The sequence below is a fragment of the Snuella sedimenti genome, from assembly GCF_016428595.1.
Taxonomy (GTDB): Bacteria; Bacteroidota; Bacteroidia; order Flavobacteriales; family Flavobacteriaceae; genus Snuella; species Snuella sedimenti.
This window is the reverse complement of sequence record NZ_JAELVQ010000037.1, coordinates 1-22,066: the sequence shown is the minus strand read 5'-3', so window position 1 is coordinate 22,066 and position 22,066 is coordinate 1. Positions and strand designations below refer to the sequence as shown.

Sequence of the window (22,066 nt, the reverse complement as noted above, 5' to 3'; positions counted from 1 at the left end):
CTCCTGATAAAACACTCTTCGATAGAGATAATTATGGTAGCCAACTGAGAATAGCCCTATAAACAAAGAGATGCTGAGCTTTTTTTAAATGTTTGGAAAAAACTTTCGGACGGCTATGACAAATAATCTTATTGATTTTTTTATTTCAATTTTTTTTTTGTAGGTTTGTTCTTCTTCGATTGTAAGATGAAGTTTTTTTTGTGTAGAGGAAATTTACTTCTTGTAGTGAAGTGGCGGAGCTATATTTAATAGTGAGTGAAGAATCCCTGTTTATTTTGATAATGCATAAATCCATCTCATTTTAGTTTTTGTGTTTAGTATTGATAGTAGTTTTATCGCAACTGTCTAAACAAATTCTTTATCTGGTATATAAATCAAAATGAAGAAGTAGAAAGTTAGATTTAAATCTTGATTTTTATATGAATATAAGTAAGTTTAGAGAGGGTTGGTACGTTATGTATACCAAGTCCAATTATGAGAAAAAAGTATTTCAAGAGTTAAAAGTTCATTTTGACATTTTTTTCCCCACAACCAAGAAGATTGTTCAAAAGAGTCAAGCTAAAAGGGTATTGGAAAAACCTTTGTTTAAATCATACGTTTTTATTTATTTGAAAAATGAGAAAGAAAGATTAAAAGCATTGAGGACAAATGGGGTTTTCAATTATGTAAATATAGCGGGTAAACCTGTAATCGTAACTAAAAAAGAAATAGATACAATTAAGCTTTTCATTGGTGAGTTGTCTAATATAGAATTAGCTCCATATGAAATCTGCATTGGACAGAAAAGAAGAATTAACTTTGGCCCCTTTTCGGGTTATGATTGTTATATTGTGGATTATAATGGCAATGATAAAGTGATAGTTCGTATAGATTCTTTAAAAAGTTGTGTAAGTGCCGAATTAAAGAAAGTACATTTAGCTGAACTTTGTTGAATTTGGTCGAGTGTTAATTTGGATAAGGCTACATTATGATGAAGAATAGCTCTTTAATTTTAGAAAAATTTAAAGAACAAGGAGTCCGAATTAATTCTATTTCTCATTCTATTTTTGGAATATTAACGTCGCCAATTTGTTCTGATGAAAAGGTTTCGAAAAAACCTTTAGTTGTCTTGATACCCGCAATTAGCGGAACTAGAATAGGGCCTCAGCGAATATTTGTGGAAATTGCTCGAGATGTTGCTACACTTGGTTATTCTTGCTATAGGATGGATATGGCTGCAGCGGGAGATGCCATGGAATATTCTTCTTACGAGAGCGAAAATAACCAGGAACACCCATTGATATTATGGTATAAAGGGTATTTGGACGCTGTTACTTCTTATTTTAGTAAAGGAGACTATAGTTATAGAGATTATATATTTTTAAGTATATCTTTAGGATGTGAACCAGTACTGAAATATGCCGTTGATAACTCATATACTCAGGTTATCTTTTTATCCCCAACTTACATGGATTATGTAGAAAAAAAGACTGTTAATAAAAGGAATGTAAGATCATATTATTATAAGTTGTTTAATAAAGAAACTTGGATTAAACTAATTCATTTTCAGTTAAATTGGAAGAATATATTTCGAAATATAATTCCGAAAAGAAAGAAGTTTATCTCTAAAAGGAAGCCTTTATTTGAAAGCATTAATATCAAACCGCAAGTGTTTAGCATTTTTGGTGAGTTAGATAAAGAGTTTGAAGATTCAAAGACCTACTGGAATAAACTTGTTGAAAGTAATGTTTTGTCTGGGTTCGAATATAAACTGGTAAAAGGTTCTGACCATAATTTTTTTGGATACCAATTTAAAAAGGATCTAAAGTTAGCATTAAAGCATTGGTTAACTAGTTCATGATAGAAAAGCTAATATTCAAAACCTATAAGAACAATAACAAGGAGATTAGGTTATGTATACATTTACATTATTCTAAAACTCCAAATAAGAAAGCTTTCCTTTTTATAAATCCCTTATTTGATGAAAAGAAGAGATCGCAAAAATTCCAAGCAACCACGGCTAGGGCATTAGCAATTCGCGGATTCAATGTTGTAAGATTTGATTTTTTTGGAACAGGAGATAGTTACGGAAATTTTCAAGAATTAAGTGTTAGAACCTGTTTAGAAAACAGTAAATCTTTATTGTCTTTTATTCGTGAAGAACTTGATATTTCCGATGTTTACGTTTTGGGTATAAGATGGGGGGCGAGCATTGCACTTGAATTAGCATCAACAGAAACAGAAATAAATAAATTAATTTTGATAGACCCCATCATTTCGGGAAAACGGTATCTCACTGAACTTCGTTTAAGGAGAAAAGCATTTTTTATGCTGAATAACATGAAAGATATTCAAGAGGTGCAACATCTTGACGGAGAACCTTATGAAGATCATCAAGGTTTTTTGCTTAGTCCATATTTTATCAAAGAACTGGAGGAGTTTAATTTACTTAATGGTTCGGCCTCAGATAAAAGCGTAGTCCTTTTTTCATTAGATACTCTCAATTATAAAAAACTGATCAAACTGAAGAGTGCTTTGAGTCTTAATAACAAAACTGTCTTGATTCAAGATGAGACAAGAACGTTTTGGAATAATTTGGAAATAATTAAAACGGAGGGATTAACAGAAAAAATTTTAGAAAATGTTTAGTTTTTTTGAGAATAAAAAGGAAAAAGAGAGTAGCTCGAGTAATGAAAAGTCTTCTTTGGATATAGTAAAAGAATTAGTATTAAGGATTAATGAAGATATAGATACAGATAAAATTAAACCAGAAGAGCTTTTAGAAAATTTGGGACTTGATTCCATAAAATTTATGGATATTTTGTTGTCACTTGAAGATATTTTGGGAATGGAGTTGGAATATTTCATAGAGGAAATAGAACTTTCAGAGATAGTAAGAGTTGAAGATCTTGTTAATACAATAGATAAACTTAAATCTTGAATTTTTAATCCTAAACGGTGAAAAACTATTTATTTAACAAGTATTTAGAACTTAAAAAGAACACTTCCAACTCCATTGCGTTTTTTGAAAAAAATGTACGATACGAAAAATCATTTTCAGAATTAGCGAAGGATATTGATAAGTATATTAAGGTTCTGAATGCAATTGCTAATGAAAATGGGGGGATAACGAGAGTTGGGATTTTAGGACCGACATCATACAAATGGGCTGTTCTGGATCATGCGTGCATAAAGGGAGGTTATAAATCTGCAGGGCTTCCTGAAACATTTTCAATAGAAGTACTTAATAAAATTATTAAGGATATCAACATTGACCTATTGCTGATAGATTTTAATTTGAAAGGGACTTATGAAGTCCTTAAATGCAGCAATATTTATTATTTTAATTGCAAGGAGTCTTTAAATGAAGATATTGAATTAATAGATTATCATAAGGAATCAGTGTCTGAAGAAAATTTGATTCAAGAGGACTATAGCATTGTTTTTTCATCCGGGACATCTCAAAATATAAAGTACATTAATCAAACTTTTTCAGAAAACCCTAAGCAAAAAAAATCACTCTTAACTGTTGTAAAATTAATAAAAGATTATTGGTATTACAGAGGCTCTATTTGGTATATCATAAAAAACAAAAAATCAAATAAATTGATTATTTACCTTCCTTTTTCACACCCAATGCAAAGAGGTTTTTTTCTTATAGCAATTTTTAATAAAATAGATGTAGTTCTATCTGAACCTAAGAACTGCATTAAACATATTATGCTGGAGAAGCCAAACATAATGATTTCCATACCGCCAATATATGATGCTTTAGCATATATGATAGAAGCCAGGCTTAAACGTTTTAATCATAAGCAACGGAAGTTGTTTAATATTTTTATTAAGTATAAAATAAACAGGTTAAGCGACAAAAATCTTATCAAACGATATTTTTCAAAACGTTTATTTAAGAAAGTAAAAAAGGTTTACGGGGGGAGAGCTGATTTATTTATCACCGGAAGTGCTCCCACTAAGTTGGAGACGCTTGAAACTTTTGATAAAATTGGAGTTCGGGTATATGAAGCATACGGTCAGAGTGAATTATCGGTTAATATTATGAATTCACCGAGGCATTTTAAATTGGGGAGCGTTGGTAAGCCTCCCAGAGGAGTTAAAGTTAAAATAGGTAAAAACAGTGAGGTTTTGCTTAAGTTTAATAAAGAATCCGACACCGTTAATGAGCATGTTTTGAATGTTAGGGATGGGTATATCCATACAGGGGATTCTGGTTATATCGACAAACAAGGTTTCCTTTTTATTACTGGACGGTTAGATGATGTGATTGTTTTAAAGCGGGGTAAAAAAGTTCATCCAATACCCATTGAAAATAAGCTTTCCGGTAGGTTGGGCAATACTACAGTTCTCATATATTCCAAGGCTAAGGAGTTCATTGAATGTTTAATTCTATCAAAGAGTTTAGATTTGCCAGAGGTTCAGTTTCAAATAAATCAATTAAATCTGGAATTGGCCTCTTATGAACAGATTAAGGGCTTTACAATCATAAAAGAAGAACCTTCGATCGAAAATGGATTGTTAACATCTACTTTAAAATTAAAGCGAAAAATGGTTTTGGACAAATATCAAAAATTAGAAAGACCATTGGCTAAGGTATGATTACAGATTTTCATACCCATTTGGCATACCACAAAATATATCCTGATAGGTTTTTGGCAAGCTTATTTGGAATGGAGGAAACAGATTTGAAAAAATCTAAACATTTGAAGCTACTTAAGTTGTTTTTAAGGGATCATTCAGCCAAGAAATTGATAAAACAAATGGATGATGCCAATATACAGAAAGCTGTTTTATTGATTGTAGATGATAATAATTATTTAGGGAGGTCTGAAGTAGACATTTATGACAAATTCGAAATCCATAGGATGGTTCTAGAAAAGTATCAGGATAGGTTTTATGTATTTGCAGGGTATCATCCTTTGAGGAATGATCGCTTAGAATTGTTACAAAAAGGAATTGAAGAATATGGATTTTGTGGTATTAAGTTATACCCACCTTTTAATTTTAGAGTAAATGATTCTATAATGACGGAATGTTATGAATATGCTAATGAGAAAGGATTGACAATTTTATCACATACGGGGTTTTCAATGAAAGGCCTTAAAAATACGTACGCAGACCCGAAAGACTTTTTAGATATAGTAGACAGGTATCCTAATGTAAATTTTGTTTTGGCGCATGCAGGTTATAAACTTAGTGACCCAATAGTTAATAAATTGATTAGGAAACATAATGTATATGCTGACTTAGCGGGACACAAGACTGCCACTAGAGAGGAATTGGCCTTAATATTTGAACCATCTTACAATCCTAAAATTTTATTTGGATCCGACTGGCCTATAAATAATATGATGAAACCCTTAAGTTATTTGATCAATTCCCTGGAATCATTATATCATGAAAAAAAAATTAATAATCCAGAGTTATTAGAGAATATCCTATACAATAATGCCTCAAAACTTTTATCTAAGTAAAAGGACGACTTCTAAATTATATGGGTATAAAAAAGTATAATTCAATTTCAGAAATAGTAGCATTTAGGGCAAGATTTTCTCCGGACAAAATAGCCTATACTTTTTTGGGAAATGAATTGGATGAAGAATTTCATTTAACGTATGAAGAACTACATAGTAGTGCTTCAAATATTGCAAAAAAACTACTAACTAAGTTTAAAAAACAGGATAGAATTGTTCTTTTTTTTCCACCTGGCTTGGATTTTATCAAGTCATTTTTTGGTTGTTTATATGCGGGAATGATTGCGGTGCCTTCGTATCCGCCTAAAATGAACAGAAGTGGAGATAGGATGAAAGGGATTTTGGAAGATTCGCAACCATCGGCAATTTTGACACAATCAGGACTAGGTTACGAAAAGGTTTTAGCAAAAATTGATAATCTTGTTACCCCCATTATTTATGTAGATCAGTTAGAAAAAGCTTCAAAGAATATTATTTTACCGCAAAACAATTCAGATGAAATTGCTTTTTTACAATATACCTCAGGATCAACAGGTAATCCTAAGGGCGTAATAATATCTCATGAGAATATCATGGATAATCAAAGGTTGATAAAAAATGTTTTTCAACTTAATGAATCCTCCATATTGGTTGGTTGGTTGCCTTTTTATCATGACATGGGGCTGGTTGGTAATATATTACACCCCATGTATATTGGATTTAGAGCTATATTATTTGGACCTGTTCAATTTTTGAGGTCCCCTGAATTTTGGTTGCAAACAATTTCGAGATATAAAGCAACTGTTAGTGGAGGGCCTAATTTCGCGTATGAATTGTGTTATAAAAGTATAAGTGATTTCATTTTAGGTAGTTTGGATTTGAGTAGTTGGGAGATCGCTTTTAATGGAGCAGAACCAATTTCGGTAGAGACTATAAATAAGTTTAGCAATCGGTTTAAAACTTGTGGCTTCAATAAAAATAGCTTTTTACCCTGTTACGGTATGGCCGAAACAACACTATTGGTTTCTGGAATTAGTGCAAAACAGTCAGTTATTACAAATACTTTTTCAGAGAAACAGTTGCAATTTAATACGTCAGGACCAATGTATTCCGGGAGGGATATTGAATTGGTTTCATGTGGAGAAGTTGGCAATGGTTTTAACATTAAAATTATTGATGTTAATGGTGATGAAGTAACTGAAAATTCTGTTGGTGAAATTTGTTTGCAAGGCTCAAGTGTATCTAAAGGGTATTGGCAAAGCTCTCAAAAAAATGTTAAAGACCTTCAGTATAGAATAGATGGAATAGAGGGGAAGTTTTTTAAAACAGGAGATTTGGGGCTTTTAAAAGATAAGCATCTTTATATTACCGGTCGCCTAAAAGATATCTTGATAATAAATGGTAAAAATTATTACCCTCAGGATATAGAAGAAGTGGTAGGTCAGATATGTGGGGAGATTATTACCGGTAGAATAGCTGCATTTAGTGTACAAGTAAATAATTCGGAAAGACTTGTAGTTATAGCAGAGTGTAAATTAGGTAATGAAATTAATGTATTTGATATTATTCATCAGATACAGCGCAAGATAATTGAAATATATACTATACCGGTGTATGATATTGTACTCATTAGAAGTGGCAGTATTTTTAAAACGTCCAGTGGTAAAATTCAGCGTTCTGTATGCAAAGAAGCATATTTAAATGCAGAACTTAGAAAAATTGATTCGCTTTTAGATAAAAAACAACCTAACCGTGTTTCTTTAGAAAGAGATTTAGAAAATAATCATACATCTAAAAAAATATTCGAATTTTTTAAATCAGAATTAGGGCAAATACAGCCATTTGAGGTTCACAATAATTTTTTTGAATCTGGATTAGATTCTATTTTGTTGATGCGATTGATATTTTTTATTGAAGATGAATTCAACAAGGAAATTTCGTTGGAAGAGCTATATAAATATGCAACTATCGCAGAGTTGGCGTCATATATAGATACATGCAAAGAAGATACATTAACAGTAGAAGAGGTTAACGAAAATAAAAAATGGAAAGCAACTTATTTGCAACAAAGTATTTGGGTTAATCAGCAAAGAGAGCTTTCTAATTCCGGTTACAATATCCCGGTGTTGTTAAAATTGGAGACCCCCATTTCTCTTAAAAATGTAAAGAGAGCCTTGAATTATTTGGTAGATAAATATGATGTCTTAAGAACAATATTTCGATTAGAAAACGAGTCCATCTATCAAATGGTTAATGACAATTTTGATTTTGAATTCGAAACTCTATCAGTAAATAAAATGGATGAGCAGGAAGTATTTATTAAGGCTTTTTCAAGAAAACCATTTTTATTAGATAAAGGGCCTTTATTAAGATCTTCTTGCGTTTCCCTTGGTACAGATGAGTCTATATTGCTGATAGTAATACATCATATATTGCTTGATGCAAAATCTGTTGCCCTGTTAGTTGAAGAATTCAAAACCATATACAGTCTTTTAAATGACAATGTTACTTTGTTGCAAAGTGAAAAATGTCACAATCAATTTATAGACTTCTGTAAAGAAGAAGTTAATCTAGAGAGGAACAAGGGGACGTATCAAAGAGAGTTTTGGAATAAATACCTAAAGCCATTACCACCTCCTTTACAATTGCCAAAGAGGGCTACTCATAATAAGGAGTTATCTGCCGAAAGTATTTCTTTTTTAATAGATGGGAAGCAGTTGTCAAATATTAAGCAATATATTCAAAATGAAAAAATCAACCTGTTTGCATTTCTTTTATCTGGTTATTATATTTTATTAAACCTCCTAACAGGTAGTAATTCGATTGTAATAGGAGCACCCTTATCTTTAAGGAATAAGAAAAAGTTCCAGGAGACAATCGGGTTATTTATCAACAGTATCATGCTTAAAGCGGTTATAAAGGAAAATGAGTGTCTGGAAAGCTTTGTAAAAAAAGTATATGATGAATCCCGAGAAGCAGTTCTATATGGAAGTTATCCATTTCAGAAGATTGTAGAAGATTTAAATTTAGGAATTGCTGAAAATAGATTAGGTATTACGAGTGTATTTTTTAATTATCTGGACAATCAAGAAGAAATAAGCGGGGATACTTTGGATACTATTTATAGATCAAACCCGGGGGTTGACTTGAATTTTGATTTGAATTTATATGTTTTACCTACAGATAATGAAGTAAAGTTTCGATTGGATTACAATAAGGGAGACTTCTCTATAGTTTCTATAAAAAATGTGATCTATTGTTATAAGGAAGTACTTAATGAAATTATTAAGAATTCCGATGAACTTATAAGCGATTTAAGCTATTGGTCTTTTGTAAAACAAGGAATAAGCAAGACTGTAAATCACGGATTATTTTCATTAGAAGATAGAGAAAAACTTGTTTGGGAGAAATTTGAAGATGTTGTTCATTCAAATTCAAATAAAATGGCAATACAGGGGATCGATAAAGACTATAGTTATTTAGAAGTATTTCAACTATCAAATAGTATTTGCGATCAGATAAGAGAAGTTCTCGAGTTTGAAAAAACTGAAAATATTGGATTGTGTTTCGGGCATCATGAACATATGATCTTAAGTATGTTGGCAGTCCTAAAATCTGGTAATGCTTATGTGCCAATAGACTTGACCTTGCCTCAAGAAAGAAAAGAATATTTTATAAAGGATGCCGATATTCGTTTTGTATTAACAGATAGTTCAAATTATAAAGCCGTGCAGCATTTGGTGGCTATTATGAAAACTCCAGTTGAAATTATTGTAATAAACAACTCCTCGGAATCTTTAAGAGATATTCAGTTAAATACCTCACGTAATTTCAATTCTGATTCTCGAGCTTATATTCTTTATACTTCTGGCTCAACAGGGAACCCCAAGGGCGTCATTCAGTCACAGCAATATATTATGCATATTGCTTATAGTTTCATCAATAGTTTAAAAATAGATTCGGACGATTGTATATCCTTAATACCAACATTTAATTTTAGTGCGTCCATGATGGATGTATTTGGAGCGTTATTAAGTGGCGCTTCCCTTAAAATTGTAGATATAAAAGAAGGAGGGGTCACAGGATTAATAGATGCAATTAACACGTCCAAGATCACAATTTATCATTCAGTACCTACAATATTTAGAGAATTGGTAAATATAGGAGAGAAAATGAATGCCCATAAAGAATTATTAAATTCGGTTAGAATAATTTATTTGGCCGGAGAGCCTCTTCTAAAAAAGGATGTAGTATCCTATCAACAGCTGTTTAATGATGATTGTTTGATGGTCAATGGACTGGGGTGTACTGAGTTTAATATTTGTAGCCAGTATTTTATTGATAAAACGACCCAGGTAGTTTCTCCATATGTTCCTTTAGGGTTTGACGGCTTAGACGTGGAGGTAATTATTTTAGATGAAAGTCAATTTCCTGTTCGAGAATTGAAAGAGGGAGAAATTGCTTTAAAAAGTAAATACTTGTCCAAAGGTTATTGGAAACTTCCTGAACTTACAAAGGAGCGATTTATTACTATAGATCAGGAGCGATATTATCTAACTGGAGACTTAGGTAGAAGATTACCAGATGGCAAGTTGATTCATTCAGGAAGAAAGGATTTTCAGGTAAAATTAAGAGGACAGCGTATTGAGTTGGGGGAAATAGAGTCTGGACTTAACAAGATTCCAGGTATAAATGACGCAGTTGTTATTCTAAAAAAAATAAACGATTCTAACGAACTATGTGCCTATTATATTTCAGAAAAACCTTTTGAACGTAATGTGCTCATAAAACAGTTAGCTGCATTTCTGCCTTCTTACATGGTACCCCAATATTATGAGCAGCTGGATTCATTTCCTTTAACGACATCAAATAAGGTAGATCGAAGAAATCTTCCGGACCCCACACAAACATATTTATTAAAAAATAAGGGTGCTGAAAATATAAGAACAGAAAAAGCAGAACAATTAGCTATGCTTTGGGCTGAGATCTTAAACTGTGATCCCAATACAATAGAAATGGATTCTGATTTTCTCATTTTAGGAGGAACGAGTTTAAAGGCAATAGAACTTATTAATCAAATACATGTTAAATTTCATGTGAAATTAGCTTTTTCGGAATTAATACAAAACCTGGTGCTATCTGAAATGAATCACCTAATACAAAATAAAGAAAAGATAAGTATAGAAGTAATACCAAGTCTTTCAAAATTTAAGAAAGAATCTTCTGGTCCTGAGTTGATTACTAAGAAAAATAAAATAACCTTATGATTTTAGATTTGATTGAAAATCTCGAAAGTCAGGGTGTGTTCTTAACACTCAATGGAGAAGATATAGATGTGCAATTTGATGGAGATGTGTTATCTGACTTAATTGTATCTGAATTAAAAACACATAAAAAATCAATTGTAGAGTTTTTGAAATCAGAAGATCGATATGCTTATAAGTTATCTCCCCAACAGATGAATTTATGGTTAGAATGCCAGTTTGAAGGAGCAAATGAAGCATACAATCAGCATCTTAGTCTTAGAATATTAGGAGAGGTAAATCTTGATATACTAAAGGATACATGTCTGTATTTGATTCAAAAGCATGAGGTTTTTAGAACATGTTTTAAATATAGTGAAACATATCAGGAGATAAGACAATATGTTGTATCAATAGATGAAGTAGAATTTAATTTGGAGTTTCAAAAATTGATGGCTCCGAAAAATCATGACAAACTTGTAAAAAAGTATATAGAAAAACCGTTTAATTTAGAGAAGCCACCATTATTTCGATGTTGCATTTTTGAAATCAAAAAAAATGAATATGTAATTGTTTTTATATTACATCATTTGATTTGTGATGGATGGAGTCTTAGTGTACTTTTATCAGATTTTCAGGAAGCTTATAATTTAATATCAAATGGAGGTATTTTTGTGCAGGATAAATTGAGTATTCAATACAAGGACTTTTGTAATTGGCAACTCAATAATATTTCAAAAATTCAAGATCAAAAAAGATATTGGCAGGAAGAACTTAAAGGGAAACTTCCCAAATCAAGTTTATTAGACGCTTCTTTACAATCTGGTGTGAGGAGTTATAATGGTGAGAACTATCATAGTCCTTTTTCAAAAGAATTGGTTAATAGAATGGTATTATTTAATAAAGCTCATGGAGGGACTTTATTTATGCTATTACTTGCCGGTGTTAGAGCCATAATATATAAATATAATAATCAGGAAGATTTGGTTTTAGGGACACCTGTGGCAAATAGAGACCATATTGAGTTTAAAAGACAAGTAGGTTTATATTTAAATGTGCTACCCATCCGCATTCCTATACTTAACAGTGATAGTTTTATAAATATCTTCAAGAAAGTAAAAGAAAAGGTAATAGATGCATACGATAATAAAGACTTCCCGATTTCAGAACTACAGGATGAACTTAAATTAAAAAGGGAAAAGCAAAGTACGTCATCATTATACGATATATTAGTGACCTTGGATGAATTTATAATTCCACCAATCAATATGAAATCGATTGAAACGGAAGTGTTTAAATTCGACTCCACCAAAAGTAAGTTAGATTTAACGTTTTCTTTTAGAAAAGAAAGCAATAGTTCTATAGTGTTGGATTTAGAGTATAATACAGACTTGTTCAATAAAGACTTTATTGCAAAGCTCTGTGATAATTTGCAATATTTCTTATTACAGGCATTAGAAGAAGCAGATAAGTCCGTTGGAGATATTAATTACATTTCGGATCAGGAAAAACAACAATTACTCTTCGGGTTTAATAATACTGAGGCATACTACCCTAGAAATATAACCTTGGCAGATCTATTTCAAGTACAGGTGAAAAAACAACCTGATAATGTTGCTCTTCTATTTAAAGCCAAAGCATTTACATTTAAGGAACTGGATGTTTTAAGTAATCAATTGGGGAACTATTTAAAGGAAGAATATAAGATTGTTCCAGATGACTTAATAGGTATAAAGTTAGAAAGAAGCGAATGGATGATAATTTCCATACTTGGGGTCTTAAAATCCGGAGGAGCCTATGTGCCAATGGATCCAGAGTTTCCAAAAGAAAGAATAAAGTATATAGAACAGGATAGTGGTTGCAGGCTTGTATTGGATGATAATGCCTTGAAAAAATTTACAGCCAAACAGTCAGATTTAGATGTAACAAGGCCTGTTATCAATACAAAAAGTACGGATTTAGCATATGTAATTTACACTTCCGGAAGTACAGGAAAGCCCAAAGGGTGTATGCTGGAACATCAGGGAGTTGTTAATCGGATAGACTGGATGTGGAACGCATATGAATTTAATGATAAGGATATCATTTTGCAGAAGACCACTTTTACGTTTGACGTGTCCGTATGGGAAATATTTATGCCACTTTGTTGGGGATGTAAAATGGTTTTGGCAACAAAAGAAGATGTGCTTTCTCCTCAAAACATATTTGAACTTATATCCAAGCACAAAATTACCGGGCTTCATTTTGTTCCTAGTCTATTGAATGTTTTTGTAAAGTCAATTAGTGACCAAAATAAAAGGGAGCTACTAAAAATTAGAAGTTTAAAACGAATTATTACAAGTGGAGAAGCTTTAACTTCAAACCTGGCAGATCAATGGTTTACGTTAACCTCTATTCCCATTTACAATTTATATGGTCCTACTGAGGCTTCTATAGATGTAACACACTATAAGGTTAAATACAAAGAACAAGTATTGATAGGCAGTCCTATAAACAATACACAGATTTATATTTTAAACAATGATAAGGAAATAGTCCCAATAGGAGTTGTGGGAGAGATTTGTATTGGAGGAGATGGCCTGTCAAGAGGATATTTAAACAATGAGGGTTTAACAGTCTCAAAATTTATAGAACATCCTTTTAAAAAAGAAGGGAGGATTTACAAAACGGGCGATTTAGGCAGGTGGCTGCCAGATGGAAATATAGAGTTTAGGGGAAGAAGAGACAATCAAGTAAAAATAAGAGGATATAGAATAGAACTTGGAGAAATTGAAAATGTGTTGAGAAGCTATGAAATGGTTTCTGACTGTGTTGTAATTTTAGCAGAGTTGGAATCGGAAGATAAGTCATTAATAGCGTATATAACAGGAAGTGTAGAGGAATTTAATATTTCAGATGTCCGTATTTATTTAAGAAGTAAGTTGCCCAAATATATGGTTCCTAATTATTTTGTCGAATTAGATGAGTTTCCATTGACCACTAATGGGAAAATAGATAAAAAATCTTTGCCTGACCCAAAGGAATTAAAGAAGAGCTCCGGAGTTAAATTTGTACCACCAAAGGATGAATTGGAAATCCAATTGGCAGAAATTTGGTCTGAAGTCTTAGGAATAGATAAAAAGGAAATTGGGATTCATGATGATTTTTTTGTTATAGGGGGGCATAGTTTAAATGTAATTAAGGTGATTAATAAAATTAATGATAGACTAGATGCCAAGATTCAAATTAATCATTTTTTTAATTACCCATTTATTAAGGACATTTCCGAAATAATAAAATTTGAAAGAGGTCAGAAGAAGCTTGACTTACATGAAGATTTTGATGAAGTCATTTTATGATTTTAATACAAAAACTCATTCCAATCTGCTAATTTAGCTATCTACATTAAAGTATTTGTTATTTCTATTAAGTTATTGCAAATAGTCTAATTAACATACAGCATTAAAATATATTTGAATTTAATCACTACATATTGTTCGAATGTAAAAGTCATGATCAATAAACTTGACTATTAGTTTGGTAAAGCTCTTTCATTTAAAAAACAGAAGTTTATATAAAAATTATGAGAAATATATTAAATATACTAAAAAAAGCTAATGACAAAGGAGTGATAATCTCTTATGAAAATGAAAAACTATTAGTTAACATTTTAGATAATAAAGAAATAGATCATGATTTTTTACAAGTTTTAAAAAATGAAAAAGAGAATTTAATCAAGTATTTTCAAAATCATGGATCAAAAACAACAGTTTCTTCTGTACAAAAATTGATACGCCCTGAACGTATCCCATTATCATTTTCACAAGAGCGACTTTGGTTTCTGGATAAATTGCAAGGAGGGAGTTTAGAATACCATGTGCCCATGGTATTGCGTTTTCATGGAGTTTTAGCTAAGGCACATATTGAAGCTGCTTTTCAAGATGTAGTTAATAGACATGAAGTATTAAGAACAATATATTTAGAAGATGAAGATGGTAAAGGGTATCAAAAAATACTTCCAAAGGATAAATGGTTTCTAAAGCATATTACTCAATATTTAGAAGATGAAGCGCTAGATACAGTGATTATAAATGAAATTAATGCACCATTTGATTTAAGCAAAGATCATATGGTGCGGGCAACCCTAATAAGAATCAATGAAGACGAATATGTATTAGTATTGGTAACACATCATATTGCCAGTGATGGTTGGTCACTTTCTATATTTATCAACGAATTAGTGGCGTATTATCAACATTATAAAGAAGGTAAACCTTTAAATTTGGAACCATTGGAAATCCAATATGGTGATTATTCAGTATGGCAGCGAAATTACTTAAAGGGCGAAGTTCTTGAAAATAAACTGAGCTATTGGAAAGAAAAATTAACGGGTGCATGTGGTGTAGATTTTCCATCTGATTATAAGATCACAGGAATAAGATCTTATGAAGGAGCGAGATACAGTCACCAAATCAATTATGAAGTGCTTAGAGGGTTAAAGCAAGTCTGTCAACATGAAGAAGTAACACTCTTTATGATTCTCTTAGCATCGTTCAAGGTATTGTTATATAGATATTCCGGTCAAGATGATATCACTATTGCTAGTCCTATCGCAAATAGAAGCCAAGCAGAAATTGAAACACTTATAGGTTTCTTTTTAAATCCATTAGTACTGCGAAGTGACCTTTCTGGAACTCCTGAATTCAAAGAACTATTACATCGCGTAAAGAAAACATTATTAGGTGCTTATATACATCAGGATATTCCATATGAAAAAGTAATTGGAATCATAGAAGATGAACGTAACTTAAATAGTAGATCAGCCATTCAAGATATTGTATTCGTACTTCAAAATACAGAAAAAGTAGCCGATGTTGAATTGGATGAACTTCAATTATTCGAGGAACCAATATCAGAAGTAAAAGTAGATTATAATCTCCACTTTAGCGCTCAGGAAACTTCGGAGGGAATCAATTTTGTTGTTACCTACAGTAAAGAACTTTATGCGTTAGAAACCATTGAACGCTTTATGAAGCATTATGAAAATATTCTAAAAGCAATTATTAAAAATCCAACAACTAAAATACATGAGTTGGAAATGTTAACGAAGCAGGATATTTCATTATTAAACGGGTTTAATGATACAAAAACGAATTATAATTTAGATCAAACCGTTGTTGATTTATTCGAAGAACAAGTCGAAAAGACACCAAATAATATAGCTTTAATTGACGGAAATTCAAAATATACATATAAAGAACTCAACGTAAAAGCAAATCAACTGGCACATTATTTACGATCACAATATAAAGTAAAGCCTAATGATCTTATAGGTATAATGATGAATCGTTCCGAATGGATGATTATTTCCATATTAGGAATTTTAAAATCAGGTGCGGCCTACGTACCAATTGATATTGACTACCCAGAATCGCGTAAGCAATTTATTATCGAAGATTCTGGATTGAGTTTAATGCTTATCAATTCAGAAAGTCTTTTCGATATCTTAGAATTTGAAACACAAGCTCTTTCCATTGACATCGAGTTTGAAAGTATTCCAAATACCTCAGAACAGAAACGAAATCCACTTGCTATAGCTAAAAGTAACCATTTAGTATATGCAATCTATACATCTGGTTCTACAGGAAAGCCAAAAGGAGTTATGATTGAACATAGCAACTTGGTCAATACAATTTTAGACCAAAAAGAAAGAATAGAAGTTACTGAAAATGATTGTTTATCCCAATTTGTATCACTTACGTTTGATGTGTCTTGTAGTGAAATATTCACAAGTTTAGTTTCTGGAGCAAGTTTGTTATTACTATCTGTAGAATTGATAAAAAATGGAGAGAATTTTATTGATTATTTACAAGAAAACAAGGTAAGTGTTGTGAGCATGCCATCTTCATATTTAATGAGTTTAACATATGAAAGGTTAGGTTTTTTGCGAGCTTTAAAAGTTGGAGGGGAAGTTGTAAATATAAATATCGTATTAAAATGTGCTAAAAACATTGATGTTTACAATGAATATGGACTAACGGAATGTACTATTGTTTCTAGCATTTATAAAATAAAGGCTTCAGATGAAGATAGAAAACAACTGCCAATTGGAAAGCCAATTGCAAATACTGAAATCTTCATTTTAGGAAATCATGAAGAGCTATTACCAGTTGGAGTTGTTGGAGAGCTTTGTATTAGTGGTGCTGGGTTATCTAGAGGATATATCAATAATGGAGCACTTAATAGAGAAAAATTTATTCATAACCCTTACAGGGAAGGAGAATTGTTATATAAAACGGGTGATTTAGCACGTTGGTTACCAGATGGTAACATAGACTTTATAGGTAGAAAAGATTATCAGGTAAAAATAAGAGGAAACCGTATTGAGCTTGGAGAAATTGAAACAGTGCTTCAAAATGCGCCACACATTATTCAGGCTGTAGTATTGGTTAGAGAAAGTGAAATACTTGGAAAACGTTTAGTAGGATACATTACAACGGAAGAAATGTACGATAAAGCAACGGTACAAAGTTTTTTAGAAGAACGATTACCACAATACATGTTGCCGTCTTTATTGGTAGAACTGGAAACAATGCCATTAAATCAAAATGGTAAAATTGATCGAAAACAAATACCAGAGGCCGATTTAACAGAATTGAAAACTACTAGTTATGTAGCCCCAATTTCAAAAACAGAAATGACACTTGTGAATCTTTGGGAAGATTTATTAAATGTATCTAAAGTGGGGATTGATGATAACTTCTTTGAATTAGGAGGCGATTCAATTATTACAATTCAATTAGTAAGTCGAGCAAAACGAGAGGGATACTATTTTACACCAAAAGATGCATTTGAGAATCAGACGATACGTTTATTAGCAAACTTTTTAGAGAATAAATTTGAAAATGAAGTTGTTACTGAGCAGGGGTTATTGCATGGTTCTTTTGAACTAACACCAGTTCAAAATTGGTTTTTTGACAATGAATTTCCAGAAATGGCACATTATAATCAATCTTTATTGTTAGATGTTACTAAAAAAGTATCACGAACCGACTTGGTAAAAATTATAGATATTCTTGTAGATCACCATGATGCTTTTCGTTTACAATTTGAAAAAAAGGAAGGCAAATGGGAACAATATTATACCGTACAAAATGGAGAATTAGTTTATGAAAGTATTCAAACTGTTTCAAAGGAAAAACTTTCAGAAACTATTACAGAAATATGTAATCGCGCACAAAAAAGTCTGGCACTGGATGGAGGTGATTTGGTTCGATTTGTCTTTATAGAAACTCCAGAAAATGAAAATGCAAATAGACTGTTCATTGCAGCACATCACCTAGTTATTGATGCAGTTTCATGGAGAATTTTATTGGACGATTTAGGAGAATGTTTAACACAACTAGCTGCGGGAAAAGAATTTGATTTAGGACAAAAAGGAAGTTCCTACAGGCAATTTAATTCTGCATTGATTAAATATGCAGAAAGTGAAGCTATGGAAACACAAATTTCATATTGGAAAAATGTGGCTAATGGTTTGTTAAAACTTCCCGTAGATATGGAAGGAGAAAAATCGTTGCTAAAAGATGTTGAACACTTTAACATTTCTTTAAGCCAAGAAGTAACAAAACTACTTATAAAGGAAGCAAATAAAGCCTATAATACTGAGATCAATGATCTCTTATTAAGTGGGCTAGCCAGTTGTGTTGGTGCATACTTCAACACGTCTAAAGTCATGGTTGGTTTAGAAGGTCATGGGCGTGAAGATATATTCAATGCTATAGATGTTACCGGAACAATAGGTTGGTTTACAAGTTTTTATCCTTTGCAAATTGATATCAATACTGTAAGAAATACAAGTGATCTTATTAAATCAACAAAAGAACAATTACGACTAATTCCAGACAAAGGAATGGGATATGGTGTATTGCGTTATTTCCATCCGTCTGAAGAGGTACGTGAAACGTTAGCTAATGTACCATGGGATATTGGATTTAACTATTTTGGACAATTTGATAACACAATGTCTGGAGGAACCAGCGAATGGTTAATACGATCTACGGAAAGTATTGGGGAAAATCTAAGTCCACAAACCCCATTTAGAACACGTTTAGAAATCAATTGCTCCATCACAGGAGGACAATTACATATTGTATTTGGCTATTCTCCAAGAGAATACCAACAAGAAACAATTGTTGCTATAGCAGAGGGCTACATACAAAAACTACAAGAAATCGTACAGCATTGCTGCGAAAAAGGAGGTGTTGACTTTACACCTGCAGATTATGGACTCAATGGAAAAATAGATTATAAAGAATTGGAAGAATTTTTGGAATCAGACGAAATAGAAGGAGATGAAATTCTAAAGTTTTAAAAAATAACAATTACGTCTAGAAAAGTAACTAACTAAAATTATATCGCAAAAACAATAAAAACTATGAAAATGTTAGACTATTTGATTATTGGTGAAGGTCCAGTTTGTTTACAAATAGGGTATTTTGTGGGAAAATCAAATAGATTCTACATTTTTCTTTAGAAAAGGGAGAAACCAGATAGTTTTTCTAAAATTCCCATTATTATAAGGTTAATTTTTTATAATAAAATATATACCAGACACGAAGATTTGTGAATCAATCTTCGTTGGGATTAGTATTAACTTTTATGTAATGATTTTGAAATCCGTATGACAAGTTATTCGTAAGCCTATTTGCCAAATGCAGATTGCTTGGTTATGTATTTAAATGATTTTGCAAATATATAAGAACTCAATATAATCTATAACGGAGTCGCACATTAGAATAGGTGGATAGAATTTGAATGTAACTTGTAACTCCACAAAATGCTACAAATACATGGCAAAACTTGTTATTGCTGCTTCCGGAATGTTCATTGCATATTAGGCTGATATTGAAGGTTTAAGGCTTTGTGATCATTACAAATGATGTTCAGGAGATTCAAAAGATAATAAAAATTCAGGAGGGTTCTTGCATCCTAAAGTTCGTTAATAAGATGCCGGAGAATAAATAGAAAATCATCATATGATAGAATATTTAGAATTAGATTATACCAGTAAAGAGTTGTGCACTAGTTCTTTGAATAGTTTTGTGGAATAATCTTGGAATACATACGTGTATATGTCATAAACTCCTGTTAGTTAAGATAAAAGAAACAAACTTCTATTTTTAAATTAGATTATTCCTTTTAAAAATGCATCAGAAATAAAGAAAACACTTACATCTTCATTTCTAACTGATCTATAAAATATCACATAAATGAAACAATTTATTCAGAAGCTTGCTGAAAAGAATTTATTCTTAAAAGAAGTTAACGGAGATCTTATCCTAAATGGGAAAAAAGAAAAGTTATCTAAGGAAGATATTCTAGCTATAAAGAATGATTATACCATAGTTGACTTTATTAAAAAGCATAAGGAAGCACTTATTGATTACTTAAGAACTAATGCTACCAATAGTAAATCGGAGAATATTTCTTCAATTTATGGACTCAGTCCAATGCAAGAAGGTATGTTGTTTCATGAGTTATTCGACAGTACATCTGTTGCGTATACCAATCAAATGGTGATGGATTTTCCAGATGGACTAGATCTGGAAGCGTTCAAGTCAGCATGTAATTATGTGTTAAAAAACCATAGTATTCTCAGAACAGCTTTCTTCTATGAAAATTTGAGTATTCCCATTCAAAGTGTATACAAAAAAGTTGAAATGCCTATTACGATAATTGATTTTAGCCAATTATCAGAAGAAGAACAAGAAAAAACACTTCAAAAAGCAATTGCGAAAGATCTGCATACGGGTTTTGATTTAACTGTTCCACCATTGATGAGATTTAAGTTATTCAAAATTAATGGACATGCATATCAAATGATTTGGACACATCATCATATCATAATTGATGGATGGTCAATGCCAATAATAATGGGTGAGCTATTAAAGGCATACGATATCTACAAAGCAGGAAATGAACCAGAAATACCAAAAGAAGATCAATACAAGGATTATATTGATTACATAACCTCAAAAGACAAAAAAGAAGAAACTACTTATTGGGAAACGTATTTGGAAACTTTGGAAGAAGGCAGTCTCTTACCGTTTGTAGAAAACAATGTAGCCAGAAACACAGGAGTTGGGGAATTTCAAAATGAGAAACTCCTCTTTGATATCAAAGCTACCAAAAAAATCACAGCATTTTGTCAATTACATCATTTAACGACGAATACTTTAGTACAAGGCGTTTGGTCATATTTATTATCAAGATATACAGGTAAAAATGACGTAGTATTTGGCGTAACGGTCTCTGGTCGTCCTTCTGATCTTGAAGACACAGAAGAACGTGTTGGGTTGTATATCAATACCTTGCCACTATATGTTTCTTTAAAAGGGAACCAGTCGATTCTTGACTTCTTGAAAACCATCCAAAGAGATCAAACTGCAGCTCGCGAATATCAATATAGCGCATTGAGCTCTGTGAAAAAATGGGGAGGCATTCAAGGTGAATTCTTTGATAGTTTATTGGTTTACGAAAGTTACCCTACGGGAGATTTAGACCTGCAAGAAATTTCGACAAAATCAAGTACGATAGAAGTTTTAGAGAAAACAAATTACTTGCTTACATTTAAAATTAGTTTAGGAACGGTCCTTGGAATTGACTTGGGGTTCAACGCTTCTTTATTGGATGTAAAACATGTACGCATGATCAAAGAGCATTTTGAAATCGCTTTACTAGAATTTATAAACAATGCTGAGAAATCAATTTTAGAGGTAAACTATTTAACAGAGAAGGAAAAACAAGTTCTTATTGGAGGATACAATCGAACGGAAGTTTTGTGCCCAAAAGAAAAAACAGTAATTGATTTATTTAAAGCACAAGTATTTAAAACACCAGAAGCAATAGCCGTAGTTTATGAAGATACCGCATTAACCTATAAAGAACTGGATGAAAGGTCCAATCAGTTGGCAAATTACCTAGCTAAGCAAAATTTGCAATCAGAAAGCTATATTCCATTATGCTTACATCGTTCTGTGGAAATGATTATAGGAATCTTAGGAGTTCTAAAAGCGGGTTATGCCTATGTTCCCATTGATCCAACAAATCCGCAAGCTAGAATCGATTTTATCTTAAGCGATATTTCTGCAGAAATTGTGTTGACAGAAAGCTCATTGGAAAACTTGTTTTCAGAAGTAGTCCAGACTGTATTTTCGTTAGACCGATTAGTTGTTGAAAACGAATCAACCACGTTTGAAACCAACATAAATGAACATCAATTAGCGTACGTTATTTACACCTCTGGAACGACAGGTGTTCCTAAAGGAGTGATGATTGAACATAAATCTTTGAATAATTTCTTAAACGGTTTTTCTGAGTTGTATAGTTTTTCAG

At 31.8% G+C, this 22,066-nt stretch carries 10 protein-coding genes; all 10 read left to right on the top strand.

Annotation, left to right across the window (positions count from 1 at the left end):
- Positions 1–419: 419 nt before the first annotated feature.
- Complete coding sequence (gene nusG, locus JF259_RS16825) at positions 420–932, top strand: transcription termination/antitermination protein NusG (RefSeq protein WP_199116876.1); 513 nt, start codon at positions 420–422, stop codon at positions 930–932.
- 35 nt (positions 933–967) lie between these two features.
- Positions 968–1,840, top strand: coding sequence for a hypothetical protein (locus JF259_RS16820; RefSeq protein WP_199116875.1), 873 nt, complete (start codon positions 968–970; stop codon positions 1,838–1,840).
- Positions 1,837–2,628 carry an alpha/beta fold hydrolase gene (locus JF259_RS16815; RefSeq protein ID WP_199116874.1) on the top strand — a complete coding sequence of 264 codons (792 nt, stop codon included), beginning with the start codon at positions 1,837–1,839 and terminating at the stop codon, positions 2,626–2,628. Before JF259_RS16820 ends, JF259_RS16815 begins: the two co-directional genes overlap by 4 nt.
- Positions 2,621–2,920, top strand: coding sequence for a phosphopantetheine-binding protein (locus JF259_RS16810; protein ID WP_199116873.1), 300 nt, complete (start codon positions 2,621–2,623; stop codon positions 2,918–2,920). Before JF259_RS16815 ends, JF259_RS16810 begins: the two co-directional genes overlap by 8 nt.
- A gap of 17 nt (positions 2,921–2,937) precedes the next feature.
- Entirely contained in the window at positions 2,938–4,593 is a 1,656-nt protein-coding gene (locus tag JF259_RS16805; RefSeq protein ID WP_199116872.1) for an AMP-binding protein, read from the top strand.
- Positions 4,590–5,468: an amidohydrolase family protein gene (locus JF259_RS16800; RefSeq protein ID WP_199116871.1), complete on the top strand. Its 879-nt coding sequence runs from the start codon at positions 4,590–4,592 to the stop codon at positions 5,466–5,468. The genes JF259_RS16805 and JF259_RS16800 overlap by 4 nt, the downstream gene beginning before the upstream one ends.
- 20 nt (positions 5,469–5,488) lie before the next feature.
- Positions 5,489–10,714 (top strand): AMP-binding protein, encoded by a 5,226-nt coding sequence (locus tag JF259_RS16795; protein ID WP_199116870.1) that lies wholly within the window; start codon positions 5,489–5,491, stop codon positions 10,712–10,714.
- On the top strand, positions 10,711–14,028 hold the full coding sequence (locus tag JF259_RS16790; RefSeq protein WP_199116869.1) for a non-ribosomal peptide synthetase: 3,318 nt from the start codon (positions 10,711–10,713) through the stop codon (positions 14,026–14,028). The genes JF259_RS16795 and JF259_RS16790 overlap by 4 nt, the downstream gene beginning before the upstream one ends.
- A gap of 224 nt (positions 14,029–14,252) precedes the next feature.
- Positions 14,253–19,043, top strand: coding sequence for a non-ribosomal peptide synthetase (locus JF259_RS16785; protein WP_199116868.1), 4,791 nt, complete (start codon positions 14,253–14,255; stop codon positions 19,041–19,043).
- A gap of 898 nt (positions 19,044–19,941) precedes the next feature.
- On the top strand, positions 19,942–22,066 hold a 2,125-nt coding region (locus JF259_RS16780; RefSeq protein WP_199116867.1), incomplete at its 3' end, for a condensation domain-containing protein.

Coding starts and splice junctions, on each gene's coding strand:
- JF259_RS16800 (WP_199116871.1), top strand. CDS start 4,590: ATGATTACAGATTTTCATACCCATTTGGCATACCACAAAATATATCCT.
- JF259_RS16795 (WP_199116870.1), top strand. CDS start 5,489: ATGGGTATAAAAAAGTATAATTCAATTTCAGAAATAGTAGCATTTAGG.
- JF259_RS16820 (WP_199116875.1), top strand. CDS start 968: ATGATGAAGAATAGCTCTTTAATTTTAGAAAAATTTAAAGAACAAGGA.
- JF259_RS16785 (WP_199116868.1), top strand. CDS start 14,253: ATGAGAAATATATTAAATATACTAAAAAAAGCTAATGACAAAGGAGTG.
- JF259_RS16790 (WP_199116869.1), top strand. CDS start 10,711: ATGATTTTAGATTTGATTGAAAATCTCGAAAGTCAGGGTGTGTTCTTA.
- JF259_RS16815 (WP_199116874.1), top strand. CDS start 1,837: ATGATAGAAAAGCTAATATTCAAAACCTATAAGAACAATAACAAGGAG.
- nusG (WP_199116876.1), top strand. CDS start 420: ATGAATATAAGTAAGTTTAGAGAGGGTTGGTACGTTATGTATACCAAG.
- JF259_RS16810 (WP_199116873.1), top strand. CDS start 2,621: ATGTTTAGTTTTTTTGAGAATAAAAAGGAAAAAGAGAGTAGCTCGAGT.